General features: G+C 37.9%; 11 protein-coding genes. 5 read left to right on the top strand and 6 right to left on the bottom strand.

Annotation, left to right across the window (positions count from 1 at the left end; genetic code table 11):
- Position 1 precedes the first annotated feature (1 nt).
- Genes AC3HD6_RS04465 through AC3HD6_RS04450 form a run of 4 tightly spaced genes read left to right on the top strand, consistent with a single transcriptional unit; the run spans position 2 to position 2,228 of the window.
- Positions 2–235 (top strand): hypothetical protein, encoded by a 234-nt coding sequence (locus AC3HD6_RS04465; RefSeq protein ID WP_488895274.1) that lies wholly within the window; start codon positions 2–4, stop codon positions 233–235.
- 12 nt (positions 236–247) lie between these two features.
- Positions 248–418, top strand: a complete 171-nt coding sequence (locus AC3HD6_RS04460; protein ID WP_164464497.1) for a hypothetical protein — start codon at positions 248–250, stop codon at positions 416–418.
- A 15-nt stretch (positions 419–433) separates the two neighbouring features.
- Complete coding sequence (locus tag AC3HD6_RS04455; protein ID WP_488895273.1) at positions 434–1,939, top strand: DoxX family protein; 1,506 nt, start codon at positions 434–436, stop codon at positions 1,937–1,939.
- Positions 1,896–2,228, top strand: coding sequence for a DUF6520 family protein (locus AC3HD6_RS04450; RefSeq protein ID WP_488895272.1), 333 nt, complete (start codon positions 1,896–1,898; stop codon positions 2,226–2,228). Before AC3HD6_RS04455 ends, AC3HD6_RS04450 begins: the two co-directional genes overlap by 44 nt.
- 47 nt (positions 2,229–2,275) lie before the next feature.
- Here the strand turns inward: AC3HD6_RS04450 and AC3HD6_RS04445 are convergent, their stop codons facing one another.
- The 4 genes from AC3HD6_RS04445 to AC3HD6_RS04430 form a co-directional block, all read right to left on the bottom strand.
- Positions 2,276–4,741, bottom strand: coding sequence for an alpha/beta hydrolase family protein (locus AC3HD6_RS04445; protein WP_488895271.1), 2,466 nt, complete (start codon positions 4,739–4,741; stop codon positions 2,276–2,278).
- The gene (locus tag AC3HD6_RS04440) at positions 4,728–6,107 is read right to left on the bottom strand and encodes a RagB/SusD family nutrient uptake outer membrane protein (RefSeq protein ID WP_488895270.1); all 1,380 of its coding nucleotides are present in this window, start codon (positions 6,105–6,107) and stop codon (positions 4,728–4,730) included. The genes AC3HD6_RS04445 and AC3HD6_RS04440 overlap by 14 nt, the downstream gene beginning before the upstream one ends.
- Before the next feature lie 10 nt (positions 6,108–6,117).
- Positions 6,118–9,123, bottom strand: coding sequence for a SusC/RagA family TonB-linked outer membrane protein (locus AC3HD6_RS04435; RefSeq protein ID WP_488895269.1), 3,006 nt, complete (start codon positions 9,121–9,123; stop codon positions 6,118–6,120).
- 107 nt (positions 9,124–9,230) lie between these two features.
- Entirely contained in the window at positions 9,231–9,749 is a 519-nt protein-coding gene (locus tag AC3HD6_RS04430) for a hypothetical protein (RefSeq protein WP_488895268.1), read from the bottom strand.
- Between the two features lie 498 nt (positions 9,750–10,247).
- Between AC3HD6_RS04430 and AC3HD6_RS04425 the strand changes: the two genes are divergently transcribed.
- Positions 10,248–10,574, top strand: a complete 327-nt coding sequence (locus tag AC3HD6_RS04425) for a hypothetical protein (protein ID WP_488895267.1) — start codon at positions 10,248–10,250, stop codon at positions 10,572–10,574.
- 279 nt (positions 10,575–10,853) lie between these two features.
- On the opposite strand, the gene AC3HD6_RS04420 is transcribed toward AC3HD6_RS04425, so the two are convergent.
- Both AC3HD6_RS04420 and AC3HD6_RS04415 read right to left on the bottom strand, forming a co-directional pair.
- Positions 10,854–15,947 (bottom strand): NACHT domain-containing protein, encoded by a 5,094-nt coding sequence (locus AC3HD6_RS04420; protein ID WP_488895266.1) that lies wholly within the window; start codon positions 15,945–15,947, stop codon positions 10,854–10,856.
- A complete protein-coding gene (locus tag AC3HD6_RS04415; RefSeq protein ID WP_488895265.1) occupies positions 15,935–16,987 on the bottom strand; it encodes a ComEC/Rec2 family competence protein in 1,053 nt (350 codons plus the stop codon). The genes AC3HD6_RS04420 and AC3HD6_RS04415 overlap by 13 nt, the downstream gene beginning before the upstream one ends.
- Between the last annotated feature and the right edge of the window lie 462 nt (positions 16,988–17,449).

Genomic DNA, 17,449 nt, shown 5'->3' with positions numbered 1-17,449 from the left:
TATGAAAAAGTATATTCCTCACATCATTTTAGCAATAGCAGTATTGATGACAACTTTAAGCTGCAGACAGAACGATATAATGGATGAACAAGAATTACACATCATCCACAATCCTAAAAATAGTAAATATTCTTCCGGAAAAAATCAGGATACTATACAAAAAGACATACATCCGGCAGCAGATCCACCAATAAAAGATACCCACGATTGGCGGATAACTGAAAATAACCCTTAAAAATGCAAAGATATGATTCCCCATCACTTATCCCTTATCTGCAAAACAGGCTTACCATGTCCTAGAAGTGGCATTTGGGAAAGTATGGGGAATTTCAAAACAACCTGTCCGATTTCTAAAGGTTCCAAAATGCCGGATTACTGCGGAGAGAAAATAAAGTGGATTCTGATAAGAGCAATATAAATTAAAAATTACACCATGAAGATATCAACAACGTCCATCAGCATCATAGCCTACTTCTTTGTCTTATTGTTTGTATATGCTGCAGTGAGTAAAATACTTGATTTTGAAAATTTTCAGGTCCAGATAGCACAATCTCCCTTACTGAGCACCTATGCAGGTATTACTTCATATGCTGTAGTAATTACAGAACTTTTGATCTCCTTTTTTCTCATAATACCCAGATATCGACTAAACGGTTTATATGGTTCGCTTGGACTCATGGCCTCCTTCACAATCTATATTTATCTGATTATTCATTACAGTGAATTTGTGCCCTGTTCCTGTGGCGGTATTCTTGAAGAACTGGGCTGGGAGGAGCATCTTATTTTTAATATTGGGTGCATTATCATGGCTGTGATAGGTATTTATCTCTCTGTCCTTCCCAAACAAAAAATAATAAGAACCTCATTATGGATCAGTTCTATCATCATTTTTAGCTTTTCCCTGGTATTATTCCTCTTCTTTTCCTCTGAGCAGATGATGAAGAAAAACAACAATTTTATAAGACGTTTTCCCCATCATCCGGTTGTACTTGACAAGAGTCTTGACTTAGGAGCCAACTCGTATTATTTTGCAGGCATTAAGAACGGAAAGATAATGCTTGGCAATTATACCAGCCCACTTACCTTAACCGAGATCGATTCCACTTTTACCACTTTCACCCATCATGCCATACAACTTGATTATTACAATCATCCATTTAAATCTCTGGGGCTTTACATCCGTGGTTCATATTTTTATCTTGCTGATGGAACTGTTCCGGTCATCTATCATGGGAACCTGGATGATCTATCAGCAAAAACGATCAGTTATCGTAAAATGTATTTCGATCAGTTGCAAGTATTGGATTCTACCCAAATCGCGTTTAGAACCCTTAACCCTAATACCAAAATCAGGGCATTAGGAATTTTACAACCATTATCAGGGCATTATGAGCTCAATAATAAGATCATCAAAAAGCAAAAAGACGGCCTTTTTGATACAGACGGGCAGCTTATTGCAGACAGCCATACCAACACCTATTATTATATCTACTACTACCGTAATAAAATCATTACGATAAAAAATCTGGGCAATTCATTTTCAGAACAAAACACCATTGATACCACCCATATTGCAAAAGTTCAAAGTACTATTCTTTCCAATGGAAAAACAAAAATGACTGCTCCCCCTTTTATCGTTAATAAGATGGCAACAGCATGTAAAGGAATCATATTTAATCAATCAAATCTCATGGGGAACTTTGAAAATAGGGATCAGTGGAAGACCAATGCTATCATTGATATGTACAACACCAGAAATAAAAGTTACAGTGGAAGTTTTTATATTCAGAACCGGGGTAAAAATAAAATGACCGGAATGCTCGCCACAAATCATTACTTCTATACACTTATAGGCAATGAAATCGTTCGCTATCGTTATGCGCAGGCCATCGTGGATGATTTCAAAAAAGGGGAAGCCGAAAACCTTAGATCAGAGTAGGCAAAACAACAAATCCAATCTTATGAAAAAGTTTATTCTGCCTGTCGCCATTGTGATGATAGGCGCAACATCTGCTCTTGCGAGCAATGTCAGCAAAAGCAACACTAAAATCCCTGCAGCAGGTTATGTATTTCGTCCTGCAGCAGCTATTAAATGTGTCAATGCTCATGTTCAATGTGACACATCAGGGAATGTTATGTGTACCGCAGATCTCGGAAATGGACCTGAACAACTCTACCAGAGAATCAGTGATACCTCATGTCCCAATGCACTTTTTGTAAAACCATAATTTAAAAAGGATGCCTTTCGGCATCCTTTACTATTTGCTAATTAAACTTATTCTTCATATCCCTTCATCCAATCTGCTTTTACCCCATCCTTAAGATGATATTCAAACCACTGCTCTACTCTTCGGGCGATATCTATTTTATTGGAGCGCATCAGGAATCCATGAGCTTCATCCTTGTAAAATAAGGCTACTGCATCTTTTTTATTCCGCTTCAATCCAATATAAAACTCCATTACCTGATTCCAGTCTATATTTTTATCATTGATTCCAGTCCAAAGGAATATAGGTGCATTGACTTCAGATACATTATAGATCGGGCTGTTCTGAATATACAGTTCCTTATAATCCTTAAAACTTCCCGGCATTTGGTACTGCCCGTTTTCAAACTGCCAGTAAAAAGGTTTTAGAAAATTGTAATTATATGAAAAATAGGACCTGACCAAATCACTGTTTCCAGCTCCCGAAGCATACGCTTTAAACCTACTAGAATGGGTGGCTATGAAATTAGTTTCATAACCTCCATGGGAATATCCTATGAGTCCAAGTCTTTTAAAATCAATGGACTTCAATCCGGATAAAGCATCCAGTGCACTATTCACACAATCCAGAGCCGAGTACCCTGTCCCTTTTTTACCAAAAACAATATCAGGAAGAAACACAAAATAGCCATCATGAAGATAAGAGCGTATATTCAACCCCTCTGTGCGTTCAAAAAAGCCATCACGCAGATATTGGTTTCCAAAATGGCTTTGCCGCTCATATACAGTAACAATCATGGGATAACTTTTTTCATTCCTGAAATCAACGGGATAATAGAGAATACCAGTTAGGTCTACCCCTTCTGAATTCTTATAGCTGATCCTTTCACTTCGAATCCTTTCCACTTCTACATCATCCCTATTACTTTTATAAATTACCTTAGATGTAGAACCGTTATATATCCTAAGATAGGTAGGAACATTATAGTCTTCAAGACTAACCCCCAAGAGGATGCCATTCTTATACTCTATTTTATCAACCCGCTCTCTTGTGGGAGGCAGCAGCATTGCCTTTTTACCAGATCTGGAAGAATATGAAAAGATTGCTGTTTCGTCATTCTTTTTATCATAGATTTTTATGAGTACAGGTTCTTTGCTGTTATAAACTTTTTTGTCTACAATGAGATAGCTGCTACTATTGTTCCCGCGAATGCTATTTATAATAGTGGTATGAAAACCATTCAATAAAGGAATGTTTATAAAATCCCCAGTATCTGTGTTATACTGTAATAACCCGCCCTTAGTTTCAAACAGTATATGTTTATCATCCTCTGAAAAATAGGCATCTCCCATATCCGCTGTTATGATTTTTTTTTCAACAAGAGAGTGAACATCATAGAGCACCCATTTATTTTCAGGATTAGACAAAATAAACCTTCCCGTTGATCCGTAGTACAACAGATACCCTCCCTTTCCAATATATTGCTGTTCCCCACTCTGTACCTGGTAACGATACAGATCAAACTCAGGATACTGGTGTACATAATCCTGATTTTTACAAGGGTTAAAACCGATTACATATTTACTGTTGTCGATATTGATTTTCTCCGTAGCATTATTATCAGTATCCATTCTTATCTTATGCAGTTGTGGTTCCCAGACTACTTTTTCTTCAGATTCTCCTCCATGAAACTTCAATTCCAGCATTCGGTCATCAGTATGCCAGATATCCGGATTCCCCGGTAACTTCGATGGATCAGTATTATAAGTAAGTCTGACCAGAAAACGTTCCTCCTGCCCTAACTGAGAAAGTGAGGCCGTCTTAAAATCCCGGTTCATATCGCGGCTTAGGTGAAATACCTCATGGCTTTGGTTAATATAAACAAGATCAGTTTTTCCGTTACGCTCGGTAATCCACGCACTGGCTCCATTCGCCGACCAGCTGCAATCCATTATTTCCCGGGTGGACAAATAGATTGCTTTTTCCGGGCTACGCAGATCATAAAGTAGCTTTTTCCCTGATTCTTCTTTTATAAAAAATACATCAGTCCCGCTTACAAAAAACCTAAGAACGTTTTTATACTTACCTGTCAGACTCCCCTCTTTCCAAATTTCCAGGTCCTTTGCAGAACTTGAAGTTCCTCGTAATACCACCAATGTATTTGAAGACTTTAAAAATTCCAAACTGACAACGTGATTCAAGGTCGTATTCATTCCCGAATCAGGATCAATCAAGTCAGCGCTCCCTTTTCTTACTAAAAGAAGGTTTGAACGGGCTGTAAAATAAAATCTGGAGACTCCTGCATACTGCCTTATTATTTCTGGATTTTTATGATTTACTACAACCACCGTATCCCCGCTCTCTTCATAAGTCTTTCTAAAGGCCGTCCATTTGCCGTCAGGCGACGTTTCCTGAAACATCATTGAATATCGCAGATTATGATATTTGGGATCAGATCTCCCTTTAACAGTCTGGCTCAATCCTGCTACAGGAAGAAGCAGAATGATTATATATAACAGTTTAATAGCCTTCATTCTGAGGATTTAAATTAGGATTGAGTAACAGTTCATTAAGCGGAATGGGCCAAATCCTGTGATAAGATTTCCAATTAGGTTTTAGAAGGGGAAGCTGATTTAATTTATCCATTCTTTTCAGGTCAAAGAACCGCAGTCCTTTTTCCGTAAAAAACTCGTGCTGTTTTTCTTCCAGCAGTTCATTGAGAAAAACCTCTTTTGTAAGATCCATTCCAAGCGCAGGGATACCAGCTCTTTGTCTTATGCGGTTAAGGTAAGTAGTAGCTTCTGCCACCTTTCCCTGCTGGGCCATTGCTTCAGCAATAATACAATAGCCTTCTTCAAGCCTGAAAATAATCGAATACTCTGTGGTGTTAGGAGCTAGGCTTTTGTATTTATAGGGTCTATACCAAGTCTGCCCGTTGAATGTAACAGGAAGTGTCCAAAACTTTTTCCTAAGGTCTACATCAGAAAAAGAGACCAATAGTCCTTTAGAAATCGCATAGGAAGAGGGTGCAGCATCTGTAAAATAATAGAGCATAACCTCCTGCGTTCCATCATTTTCATTTTGCGGTTTCATCTGCCACAGGATGTGTTTTCCGGTCTTTAAAAACACATTTCTTATATCGTCTTCAAAAGTATATAAAGGATCATTAACCACTTGTTTTCCGATCTGTTCTGCTTCCAACCATTTTTTCCGGGACAGGTACACATCAGCCAAAACAAGCTGTACCACCTTACGGTTAGGATAGAGCCTCTCAGCATTCTGATATTGATCATCCAACATTTCCACTGATTTTAGAAGATCTTTTTCAATATGGCCTAAGACATCATTTTCAGGCATTCTTTGAAGGCTCTTATTGATGTTAAAATCTGTTGTTTCTGTATAAGGGATGTCTCCAAATAAACGCTGAAGATTAAAATAAATCATTGAACGGACCAATAGGGCTGTTCCGGCAATGCGCTGTCTATCCTTAAGTGGTATTGCAGAAGCCCTTTCCAATCCTTCTATAATTGAATTGGTCATATAAATTTCCTTATACGCATTACGCCATATCAGCTCTACACTGACATTACCTGCAAGCTGCTGATTGTTATAAATATCCTGAGCGGCATTGGTATTACTGATAAAGTAAGCGTCAAGTTCATCGGTATAGCTTGATAAAAAGGCTGAGAGTCCATTACTGCCTCCTGAAAACATAGAGTTATCCCTTACTTCCGTCATCAGATTTGCTAATGCTGCATCGGCAGTATGGACATCTTCAAAAACCATAGCGGTACTGATCTGGTCAGTGGGTGGATCAATTTCCACCAGTTTGTCACAACCTGGCAGGAACACTAGAAAAAGCAGGCCTGCCCCAATTATTCTATTGATATTGTATTTCATGATTTGATATTTAAAAGTTAAGCTGTATTCCAAAGGCAAAAGTTTTAAGCGGCGGAAGATATCCTGCTACACTGAACTCGGGATCTAATCCGAAGTATTTTGTCCATGTCCAGAGGTTTTGCCCCTGTACATACAGCGTTGTATTTTTAAAGAAACTGTTATCGCTTTCAATACGATAATTAAGCTGTATATTCTTAAGCCTTATAAAAGATGCATCCCCTATAGCTGCCGTACTATTCCTAAGATTGGCTGTTAGTCCATTCACCGTGGCGTTCCCACCCGCTGAGTATGGCATCACCATTCCTTCCTTATTATCCGGGGACCATACATCCAGAAAATCTACAGGCATATTATTCATAGTACCCGGAACCGCCATTCCTCTTATATAGTTCCAGTTTCTCTGCTTCACAAAATACAGCAGAAATGAAAGACTTATATTTTTATAGGAGATCTGGTTCTGCCAGCCTCCGTAATATTTCATGCCTATATTTTCTATCGCCTGCGCATCTGCCGGGGCGGTTATCTTCCCGTCTTCGTTAAAATCTTTGAACCGGTACTGCCCCGTCGTAGGATCAATTCCCTCATATTCAAAAACCCTTACCATTGAGGTGGGATATCCTACCTTATAGGTATTAGCATAGGTAGATCCTTCCAATCCGGGAAATGCCATCAGCCTGTTTTCGGGAATACTCAGATTCAATGCGGTTTCCCATTGTACAGGTGTTGACTTCAAAACATTGACATTAAGCGACAGTTCCCAGCCTCTGTTTTCAACTGTGGCACCAAGATTGGCCGTTACATTTGGGAAACCTGTTATAGAAGGCAGCGGAATTCCTACCAGCTGGTCCGTTGAACGGTTCCTGTAGAATGCTGTCGTCAGCATGATCCTGTCCTTTAGAAAACCTAATTCCAGAGCCGTTTCCAGTTTCCTTGTCTTCTCCCAGCTGTAGGCAGGATTATAAAGTCGTGAAGGATAAAGGCCTGTTACCCCGTCATAATTTGAGTCTCCTATCGTATAGGTATTCAAATACTGATAATCCCCTATAAAATCACTTCCTGTGATCCCGTAGCTTGTACGGAACTTCCCAGAGCTCAGCCATTTCCATGAATCGAACACCGGTTCTTTCGAAAATAGCCAGGCAAGTCCTGCCGCTCCAAAATCTGCGACCCTGTTCGAAGGTCCGAACCTGCTTGAGGTGTCACGGCGGCCCGTTATATTCAGTATATAGCGGTCTTTCCATTTATAATTTACCCGTGCATAAATGGCTGCATATTTATAGGGATTAACAATCTGATTGGATATAATCTTCGTTGAGGCAGCCCCGATATTTCCAATAAGGGCATTGCTTGCAAAACCTACTCCTGTCATGGAAGACAGTTGAGTGGTTGTCTTCTGAAAGGAAGTACCTAGCAGAATATCCAGTTCATGATGGCCTAGTTTTTTTGCCCACGAAAGCTGAGGTTCCGAGATATAGGAGAACATGGTATTACTGCTTTTGGAAGCTGAGGAATTTGCAGAAGTCATTCCATAGGCAGGATTGTACATTGAACTGGGCTGTAAGGAAAGTTCCTCCAGGTTCTGGTAATTGACACCGCCATTGGCTTTTAATACAAAATCTTTCCAAAACCGGTATGACAGATTTACACTGGAATTCCACTGCAATACTTTATTGGAATAGGTACTCTCTAAAGCTGCTAATGGATTAGCAAAGGTATTGTTCTCCCAGTTCAGGCTTCCATCAGCTGTATAAAGCATAGGAGCATTGGGACTCAGACTCAGTGCTTTTAACGTAAGATCTGTATTCAACACATTATTGGAAAGTGATGAAAACATATTGGAGACCTCTATCCTGAATCTTTTATCCGGTGAACTGTGACTGAATGAGGAATTCAATATATTGGTCTTATAGTGAAAGTCACCCGGAAATACCGTAGTCTGGTCATTATGGGAAAAGCTTACTAAAAAACTGCTATTTTCTGTCCCGCCACTAAGGCTTGCCTGGGTCATACTTCCTGTCGCTGTCTTCCCTATCAGTTCATTCTGCCAATTGGTATACCTATTCTGACTCCATACCCCATTAACATCATATACATTGGCAGGAAATACCGATATTCCATCATTCTTATAGGCTTCCCTTCGCATAGAAAGATACTGCTCAGTATTCATCATTTTCATACTGCTTCCCACACGGCTTATACTGTATGCAGTACTGATTAGCCCTCCCAATCTTCCTTTCTTTCCTTTTTTAGTGGTCACCAGCACCACCCCATTAGCTCCCCTTGATCCATAAATAGCCGTTGCATCTGCATCTTTCAGGATTTCAATACTTTCTATATCATTAGGACTGATGGCATTAAGCGGGCTTATACTTTTCAAGGGAATCACTCCCACCGAAAATGCTGAGTTCAGCTGCCCTCCTACCGGAACTCCGTCAATTACATAGAGAGGCTGGTTACCATTCACCACATTATTGGTCAGATTCCTCAAGCTATTTCTTCCCCGGATCTGGATATCATATCCACCTCCTGCTACACCCGAATTTTGGGTAATGTTTACTCCTGTCATCCTACCCTGTACTGCTGACAGGACATTGGTGACAGGTTGATTTTCTATATCTTTTGCTGAAACTTTGGCAATACTCCCGGTTCTTTCTTTGTCCTTTACCTTGTAGTAGCCAGCGTTGAGAATAACTTCTTCGATTCCCTTTACTTTTTGTTCTAAGCTGATATTAACGACGGTCTGATTAGTGATTGTGAATTTTTCTTCTGCATAATCAGGGTGTCTGAACAATAGGACGGTATTTTCTGCTGAAACCTGTAATCTATAGGTTCCGTTGTTGCCGGTCATGGTTACCTGATCACTGCCCTCTTGGGAGATGACGACTCCCTGTAAAGGTTTACCTGATGAGGTGACGGTACCGGAAATGGTGCGTGTCTGGGCTTTTGTAGTAGTGCTTACAGTGGTAAACACGAGCCCAAAGAAAATGCCTCCTATATTGTAATAGGAATTTTTCATAGATTTGTAAAGGTTTTTAATTTAATTAATGACTTAATTGTGCTCTTTTCTATAGGTCTGCAAACTGTATGGAAAAGGGCTTTCTTATGAGTTTCTGTTTCTTGGTTTTATTTTTTACTTTTTTGTACTCCTCTTTCCAACATAAGATAAGCTGCATCCAGCATCTTTGAGAGGTGGATATAAGGTTTTATCAGATTGCCTTCCGGTCCATATCTATACATTTGCTGTGAGAAATAGACAATGCCGGATATAAAATAATCATACTCCTGAATGCTGTATTCCTTAAAGGCTCTTTTGAAAACCAATATTGGGTTTTCATATTCTTTATTAGACAGAGAACCTTTCATGGGAGAGGCGATGTCTGGCGCTTCATTTACCTTCCATTTTTTTGTCTTTTTACCGATCATATAACCTTCTCTGATGAATATGCATAATGACTGATGAAACTGTAAAATGACAGAAGGATCTTTCTTTAGCCAGTCTTTTCCGTTGACTGCATATTGCATCATGGAACTGAGCATCTGTTTAGCTGTAACAAGGTCATGGGTCTGAAAGAAATTTTTAATACACTGTAGTTTTCTACGCTTCTTTCTAACTGATCCAACAGCTGTTTTCTTGTTTTTCAATGGTTGTTTTATAGTAAATAATAGTTTTTAAAGACCATGTAGGAGAAATCATAATGCTCCTCCCTACAAGGTCAAATGTGAATATGAATGAATTTGTGTTCCCGTGAAAGCCCTAAAGCCGCAATAGGTTGTACGTGCCTATTGTACCGTATCAGTATACCTCTATTTTGTAGAGCGGCTTAGAAAAGATAATTGTAGAAAAGCAGAACTGCATAAAATAAAAAACGGCATGGGACTCTACATTATCCTAACTGAGGTACTGGTATACCTAACATACAGATAAGAGAGCCCACGCCTAGGTCGTGAGCTTTCTGCTTATCGTCTCGTATGTTTAAAAATTACCAGTTTTCAGTTAGAGATTCTAAGCAATAGCTTCTATTATTCGTTGAAGTATCGCAAAGTTACACTTATTGTAACTTATTTTACAAATATAATAAAAATATATTTGGTAAACAAAAGCGTACCGAATTAAAATTTTAATAGTTTTTAATTGCATGTATGTTTACTGATGCTGAGAAAATCATAATGATAAAGACCGCAATTGCATTACGACTATTACTTGGTCGTAATAAAGGTTATTCCGAAAATAATAAGTCTGATATCATTGATAGTTATGAAAAAATTGCAATCAATTCTAACGCTGACTTAAGAAAGGCAACGGTTACCAATGCATTTAGTGGTAGAAAAAGATCATCAATGGTAACAATAACTCTTATCGTTGAATCAATGGGATTTACAATGTTTGATTTTGGTGAACAATACTGCAAAGTAAAGGATGAACATATTTCAGAATTTCAAAATAGTATTTTAAGAAAAAAGTCCTAACTAAAAGTAGCTATAATTTTATTATAACTTCCAGTCCTTTTTAACCATAATGGTAAATCTGGCATGGCAGACTAGTGACAGATCTATAAAATCGAATGTACGAAGTTGATTAAAGTTCAAATGATATTGAAATGCTTACAATTGCTTTGTCAATGTAAGCTTATACAAAAATAAAATGCACTTTATTGCTAAATAGCTATAATAGATAAAAAATCATTCCATATACGTAAAATACTAAGGATGATTTTAAACAATGAATATAGTACTACACTCTATCTATTACCGTCTGCTGGAAATTAAATCTTCCCTAATAACATAAGCAGTTGATGATAAGCCATGATTGATTAAGTGATCTAAAATGTTGATAAAATTGTTACGGAAAGTTACTGAATTTCGGATGTTGACTCGATGTTCGTGATTATGAAACGTCCTGATAGCAATCTTCTCAATATAAAACAACGTTTCTTTTTGGCCGGACCATTGGGTGTTATCCAAAAGTTCTGAAAGCCACGTAATGGCTTCTGGCATAAGTTCCTTGTAACCAATAGTAGCAATAAGTCGCGCAGAAGCATCAAGATCTCCTATGGCAGGAATAACCCTTCCAAAAAAGCTTTTTTTACCCAAAAAAGGAGTCCACTCACTATCCAATTTGAACTCGGTATGATTAAGTAATAATTTAGATCCATAGTATACAGTTCCGTAGTCAGTGATCTTTTTGAAGAAATAATCCCATAATCTCCAGAAATTGTTTGCTAAAGAGTGGTTGGGAATAATCTCCCAGAGAATCCATTCAAGCGTCTGTTCGATAAATCCATCCTTTTTTCGATTATATTTAGCATCCTCATCTATTGAAAAAACAGGTTTTAAAAGCTCATCAAATACCCTAGAAGCAACATCAAAAGGCTGATGTAACATGAAAGCGGCCAAGAACCTTTGAAATATTTGAGTTAATTCGAAATGTATTTTTTCAGTATTCCAACCTGTCTCTTTTTCAAATGTGCAATATAAAAATCGTAATAAATTAAAAATGTATTCTCTGAGTTCCTCCAGTGCGGTTGCATGAGGAATGATTCGCAATACTTCAAAAGCATGAAAAATGACACCCCGCTGGTCGAAATTGTAATGATCTGCACTCATCTGAATATTCCCTACTTCTAGCCCTTCTAATATTTCGTTAAATCCCTCTATATAAATATCTTGCGGATTTTTGCCAATATTTTTTTCTTGTGCCACCCTCTTCTCTTTTTCAGTAAAAAGTTTCTTTATAAAATCCACTGCACGAAAAACAGTCTTTTTATCGAAACTAACCTCTTTCCCAGAAATCATTCGCTGAGGCTGCATTCCCCTTAAATAGGCAATTTCCGTATATTTCAAGATAGCCCTAATACAAGTCAGCATAAAGTCAGGGTCATCTTTCCAAGTGTATTTATTAAGAGAATCAATCAACTTATCTCTTGATAACTTATAATCAATATGGAGACCGATTAAACCGATGAAGATTCTTTGCTTCCACGGGGACTTATTTTCCTCCACATTTAATATTATTGGCAATACTCCGAAAGCAGAATCGGTTTCGAAACTTGAATATCGCAGGTCGGGTGACCCATCCATGAGAATACCTTGGCCTGTCAAAACATAATCCACAGATTCTGCTATTAATTTGATGCAATCTTCTTTTTCTTTCGCAGAAAGATTCTCACCATAATCCCGGATTCCTATAGACGCCAATAAAACAGGTTGGTTTTCATGACTTTTATATTGATAAGCATCTGCACTTTGTGAAAGACTAAAATGGGATTTCCACTGTTGATAAGAACTATCGTTTACAGGATCATTATTGAATTTTTTTAATCCCCAAGTACTCGCTTGTAAATACTTACTCTTCGCTATCTCTTCCTTCTCACTCTCTGAGTAAAGAACCTGCAGATCTTCAGGAAGCTTATTTTCCATGATAATACCCTCTTCACTTTCACCGATCTTCTCCCATTTTCGTACATCCATCTTGTTTAAAAGCATTCGCCATTCGCGATCTTCTCCCGCAGATTCATACAGGTTGTCAATGATTGTATCAATAGTCTTTTTCTCCGTCGGGTAATAATTAAATATAATACTTTGAATCGTCTTTTTTCGATGCGTCAGACCATTGAACCTCTTGAGATCTTCCCAATATGTACGTTCTTTACGCGTTGTAAAAGGACTGTTAACTTTGTGTTCTTGTGCGCATCGATAAATATCCCATCGATAGAACACCTTAACAGGAAGCAGAGGCAACATCCATTTTTTTAATAGGTTAGGATTATAAAGAGCCGCACTCACCACAACTGCGGTTGTAGAAACATTATTACTCTTCGTCACTAAAATCTCACAGGCATCATTCAGAAGTTTTTCGTGTTCAGCTTTTTGTTTTGAATTATCCTCTTTCGATAGAGTGTCCAGCAAATTGATTAGCCAGTCTTCAACGGCCATTAACACAGATTTCAAAAGGTTAGGAATGGCAATATAACCACCTCTGTACATGGTCCACAACGTCAGGCTACAATGCTGATCAACCGTTTTACCATCATGGAGTACTATTTCAATTTTTTCCCGGACGTCATTCATACCCCACATGATATTTAACCCAAAATCCGTCTTAAGATAGGATTCGGTAGAATGGTTAAGCAACCTGGTCACAAAATCTAAGGTCTTTAATGGTTCCACATGTAATAAGTGACGAATAGGTGTTTTTTTTGGACCCGGATTAGAATACATCATGTTTACCTCACCATTGATTCCAAATGTATCTTCATCTTTATGAGATGACGCTAGTATGGCTCTTATCTTTTCGTCTTCCTCTTCAGTTTTCTTAGCATCCTTAGGTTTGTAGAACCACTCTTCTTCGGCAATTTGAAGGATGAATTCAGGAAATGATGCACATAAAGCTACACTGGTATCGTCTAACATAGTGAATTGCAGAATTTTATCATATAGGTCCCGTAAGCGGTATTCTTCAGCATTTTTATTATCCAGTGCATGCTGGATAAGATCCTGAACTTCTTGCTCTACCACAGGCGTAAGACGGAATAGTAATTTTATAGCCTTGGCAATATGATCGAAATCCCTATAGCCATTCTGTTGATAATCATATTCTAAAAAGTTATCATCCTTCAGATACTCAAGTATAATAAAACCAACCTCCCGGGCTTGCTTGGGAAAATTTTCAGAAGATCCATAGGAACTTTCCCAACTGAAAAGCACTGGGATAACCATAGGAAGAATCTGCTGTAGATCCTGCAGATTACTATAGATAAAATGGATCAGTGTACCCCAGCCTGGGCCATAAGGAATCAGATTAATATCATCGTAAAGATGTTCTCTTAATTCAGTCTTGATGTAAGGCAATAAATCAAAATCAGGTTTACGACATGAAACCTTGAGTAAAAGCAGACACCGCTTAAGAATATGAAAATCGTCTTCATAGAGCAGATTTGTATTATTCTGTAAAAAATGACCATTATAATCTGATTGCAAAATAGCAACTAAAACCTCATCCTTCCAAAAATTATCAATCTGCGCCTTTAAAGTAGCCCTTATCAAATCCTCCAGATCGAAATCAGGCCTCTGAACTTTCTCAGCCATCCACAATCGAAACGCCCTCCTTATAGAGGCGGCGGTTCCTAGCTCAGCATAAAAATCAATCGGTGCAAAACCGTTCCTGAAATGCCGTTCATAAATCACATCTATATGCCGATTCAGAGCCCAATCTTCATAGATATTATGAGAAACAGCATAGGAGATTCTTCGCTGAGGTTCAACATCAATGATATTATCTCCATTCAGTCGTTGAATAACGTCGGGATCTGCATTATCAACACCTGTATATAAAGCCATTTTTTCGGCCCTTCCAACAGCTATTTTCGATAATAGTTCACCGCGCATTTTCCGGATTGAAGCTGATGTCTCTTTATTTTCACCTTCTATAATAAACTTCCACATTAGTTCCCTAAAATCGGACTCTGTATTCAGTCGCGGAACCTGAATATCTCTAAGCAGAGTCGCCTTATCCATGTTGAAAGGAATCTCAAGAACTGATTGAAGAGAAGCCTTCTTCAATAAAAGTTGAATGTGGGGATACGTACTCGAAATATCTAAAAGTTCTTCATTACTCAATGATGGAACTTCAAACGAAAAATAGGACGGAAACTCATATAAAAATCTGAATTTCAGATTTTCCAGAGCATACGTTCTACAGGTGACTACTAGCTTAACGGTTGGATCAGCATTGATTATCGCCAGGAAATCGAGTATCGTGGAAGAATTGCTAGTTTCCATAATCTTCTCGATACTGTCGATGAGTAAAATTCTATTCGGTAATAACGCCTGCGAGTTCAATAGGGGCTGTAACCCATTTTTAAACAAAAAAGGTTCAGCTGAAAAAACACTTACTATATCCGTTTTATCAAGTTGTTCACCCTGTAAAGCGATGATTTCATACTCTTCGGAAAGAGCGTGTAACACTACCTTGGTAAGTGCTGATTTTCCCGAACCCGCCTTTCCGGCAACAATAACCACCCTATTGTTAATAATATATTGTCTTAATTTATCAACCTGTACAGTTCTTGGCAATTCAATATTTCCGATTTTCCCCCGAATTCTTTTTAAAATACGGTCTGTGTTAGATTGAAGCCTCTCAATTTCCCCAAGGATGTTGACGTCTGTTTCAATAAGCGGTAACGGGATTTCCTGATGACCGTGTTTAGTCAAAAGCACATTTAACATACGGAAATTAATCCCCAGTATCCTCTTACTGTTTTTCTCGTAAGCTCTGAATAGTCCACAGACAAACCAATTATTCCCGGATTCTATCACAATAGGGCTTCCGGAATAACCTTCCACCAAATTGTCAGCGTTATATTGGCTGCTTACTGGATCCTGAACTTCAAGTTGAATCTCATCTGAATAATCGCGGTCAGACAAGAATGTAAGCTTGTAGAGAGTCCGAAGATACTTTCCGGAAGTCTGCTTTGAAAAACCTGAAACAGTGGCTGCGGTTTCTAAGTCTGTTAAGTGACATAAGCGCTGTCTGTGAAATCTAAAAATAGCTTCGGGAAATACATCTTTTGGAAGTAGAATAACGGCAATATCTTCGAATTGATTATTATCACCATAATATATAATCGTGCTTTCAGGCAATTGTAATCCTACCCCGGGATCACCTGTACTCAAAAAGAAATTGAGTTCACTCAGATCCCACGGCAGATCATCATTAATGAGATTATGCCGGCTTGTTATCAGGTAAATATAGGAACAATCATATTCAGGATAATACACGAACCCACTTCCATACCCTTTTGGATTCTCAATCCTGAAAATACTGTTTTTTATATCTTGCATCCTAATTCAAATTCCAAATAATAATCATTTCCCTTTGGAAATTCCAAGTTCACTCGTTGCGGCTTATCCACCTTAAAAATATTCTCCGTTAATGGATTTTTTGCGGTAATATGAAACGTTATATCGCGATCAGGAAAAGCCTTGATGTATTTTACCATGGTCTCTTTATTGGGTAAATTATTCGTATTGTACGCGTCTCCCGAAATAATAAAGTCATTACATTCCACAGACTGCAATAGCTTCTTCGAGGTGTTGCTTTTACTGCCATGATGGGGAATCTGCATATATTGTAATGAAAGCTTCTCTCCATTCCACAAATCGATGATCCGTGCAGCAACCTTATTAGGATGACTATCTCCGGTCATTAAAATACGCTCACCATTGTATTCTAAAAGAAAAGCAATGCTGCTTGCGTTCTCAACAGAGCTGTCACTTCTATACTGATTCACATCAAAATCTTCGATTGTAATGCTGTAATCATTCTTCTTGGCCATCTTTAAGGAAGATGAATCCTTTTGCCGAATCTTCGTTTCTTCCATCTTCCATTTTGCCATAAGTCGGGAAAAGGACTGATGGTTAGGTGATAGAATCGTAATTCTCGCTCCAAAAAAGTCAACAACTTCACTTTGATCACTAATCATTTCATTAACCCTACTATTCTCCAACAAAAAATCTCTCAATCTCATCGCCTGACCTACACTCTTCAAATTATCGGGCCGAATGCCGGTATCATAATCCCAGTTCGAATAATTATACCAAAATTGCATCCTAGAAAAATCAACTATCTTACAAAGATCTTCATCTTTAAGGAGCCGTAAAACTCCCCCTATGTGATCATCATCAATATGCGTAATAATCCATAAATCAATATGTTCTCCCTGTTCAACAATCGATGTTAATGTTCTTTTTAGCGTTCTTTCATATACATCTCCCTCTTCGGTTCCACCATCAATCAGTATATTCCGTTTTTGTCCTTCTTTATCGGTAAAAAAAATATGGATGCAGTCACCACAACCCACATCTAGAAATCTTATTTTCATAATGTTATTGTTTTTTTAAATACTGTTCACCAGATTTTTATCGATTTTCGAGAACGAATGCTACAAAAAGGTTCCTTTTTGTAATAGCTGTGAAACGAGTAATTTTTATGGTTAAAATCTGAACCTATAAACATTTTTCAAGATCAAAAAATGTAACAGGAACAAATAGCGATAAGGCTTTATATAACCTTGCATAAAAATAGTAAAAATATACCTATAATATCTACTAAAAGTAGCACCCTGCATTAAACCATATTTTCAATAAACAATGATTTACCTTCAATTAATCATTATTCTGGTCTAAATCCCATATCATTTTTTTATCTCGAAAGCACGTCTCATTCTTTTCAACCTTTAAAGTAATCAGTTTCAATATTTAAAAATACTAAACAGTCAACACCTTTCCACATCTTGAGCACTTACTTTTTATGTCACAATTAGGATCCATTAATGATTTTACGG

It is taken from the genome of Chryseobacterium sp. II3a, assembly GCF_057815135.1.
This window is presented reverse-complemented; position numbering and strand designations above follow the sequence as displayed.

What these genes read in the sequence shown, in the direction of transcription:
- AC3HD6_RS04465 (WP_488895274.1), top strand. Translation starts at nt 2, where the DNA reads ATGAAAAAGTATATTCCTCACATCATTTTAGCAATAGCAGTATTGATG.
- AC3HD6_RS04460 (WP_164464497.1), top strand. Translation starts at nt 248, where the DNA reads ATGATTCCCCATCACTTATCCCTTATCTGCAAAACAGGCTTACCATGT.
- AC3HD6_RS04455 (WP_488895273.1), top strand. Translation starts at nt 434, where the DNA reads ATGAAGATATCAACAACGTCCATCAGCATCATAGCCTACTTCTTTGTC.
- AC3HD6_RS04450 (WP_488895272.1), top strand. Translation starts at nt 1,896, where the DNA reads ATGATTTCAAAAAAGGGGAAGCCGAAAACCTTAGATCAGAGTAGGCAA.
- AC3HD6_RS04445 (WP_488895271.1), bottom strand. Translation starts at nt 4,741, where the DNA reads ATGAAGGCTATTAAACTGTTATATATAATCATTCTGCTTCTTCCTGTA.
- AC3HD6_RS04440 (WP_488895270.1), bottom strand. Translation starts at nt 6,107, where the DNA reads ATGAAATACAATATCAATAGAATAATTGGGGCAGGCCTGCTTTTTCTA.
- AC3HD6_RS04435 (WP_488895269.1), bottom strand. Translation starts at nt 9,123, where the DNA reads ATGAAAAATTCCTATTACAATATAGGAGGCATTTTCTTTGGGCTCGTG.
- AC3HD6_RS04425 (WP_488895267.1), top strand. Translation starts at nt 10,248, where the DNA reads ATGTTTACTGATGCTGAGAAAATCATAATGATAAAGACCGCAATTGCA.
- AC3HD6_RS04420 (WP_488895266.1), bottom strand. Translation starts at nt 15,947, where the DNA reads ATGCAAGATATAAAAAACAGTATTTTCAGGATTGAGAATCCAAAAGGG.
- AC3HD6_RS04415 (WP_488895265.1), bottom strand. Translation starts at nt 16,987, where the DNA reads ATGAAAATAAGATTTCTAGATGTGGGTTGTGGTGACTGCATCCATATT.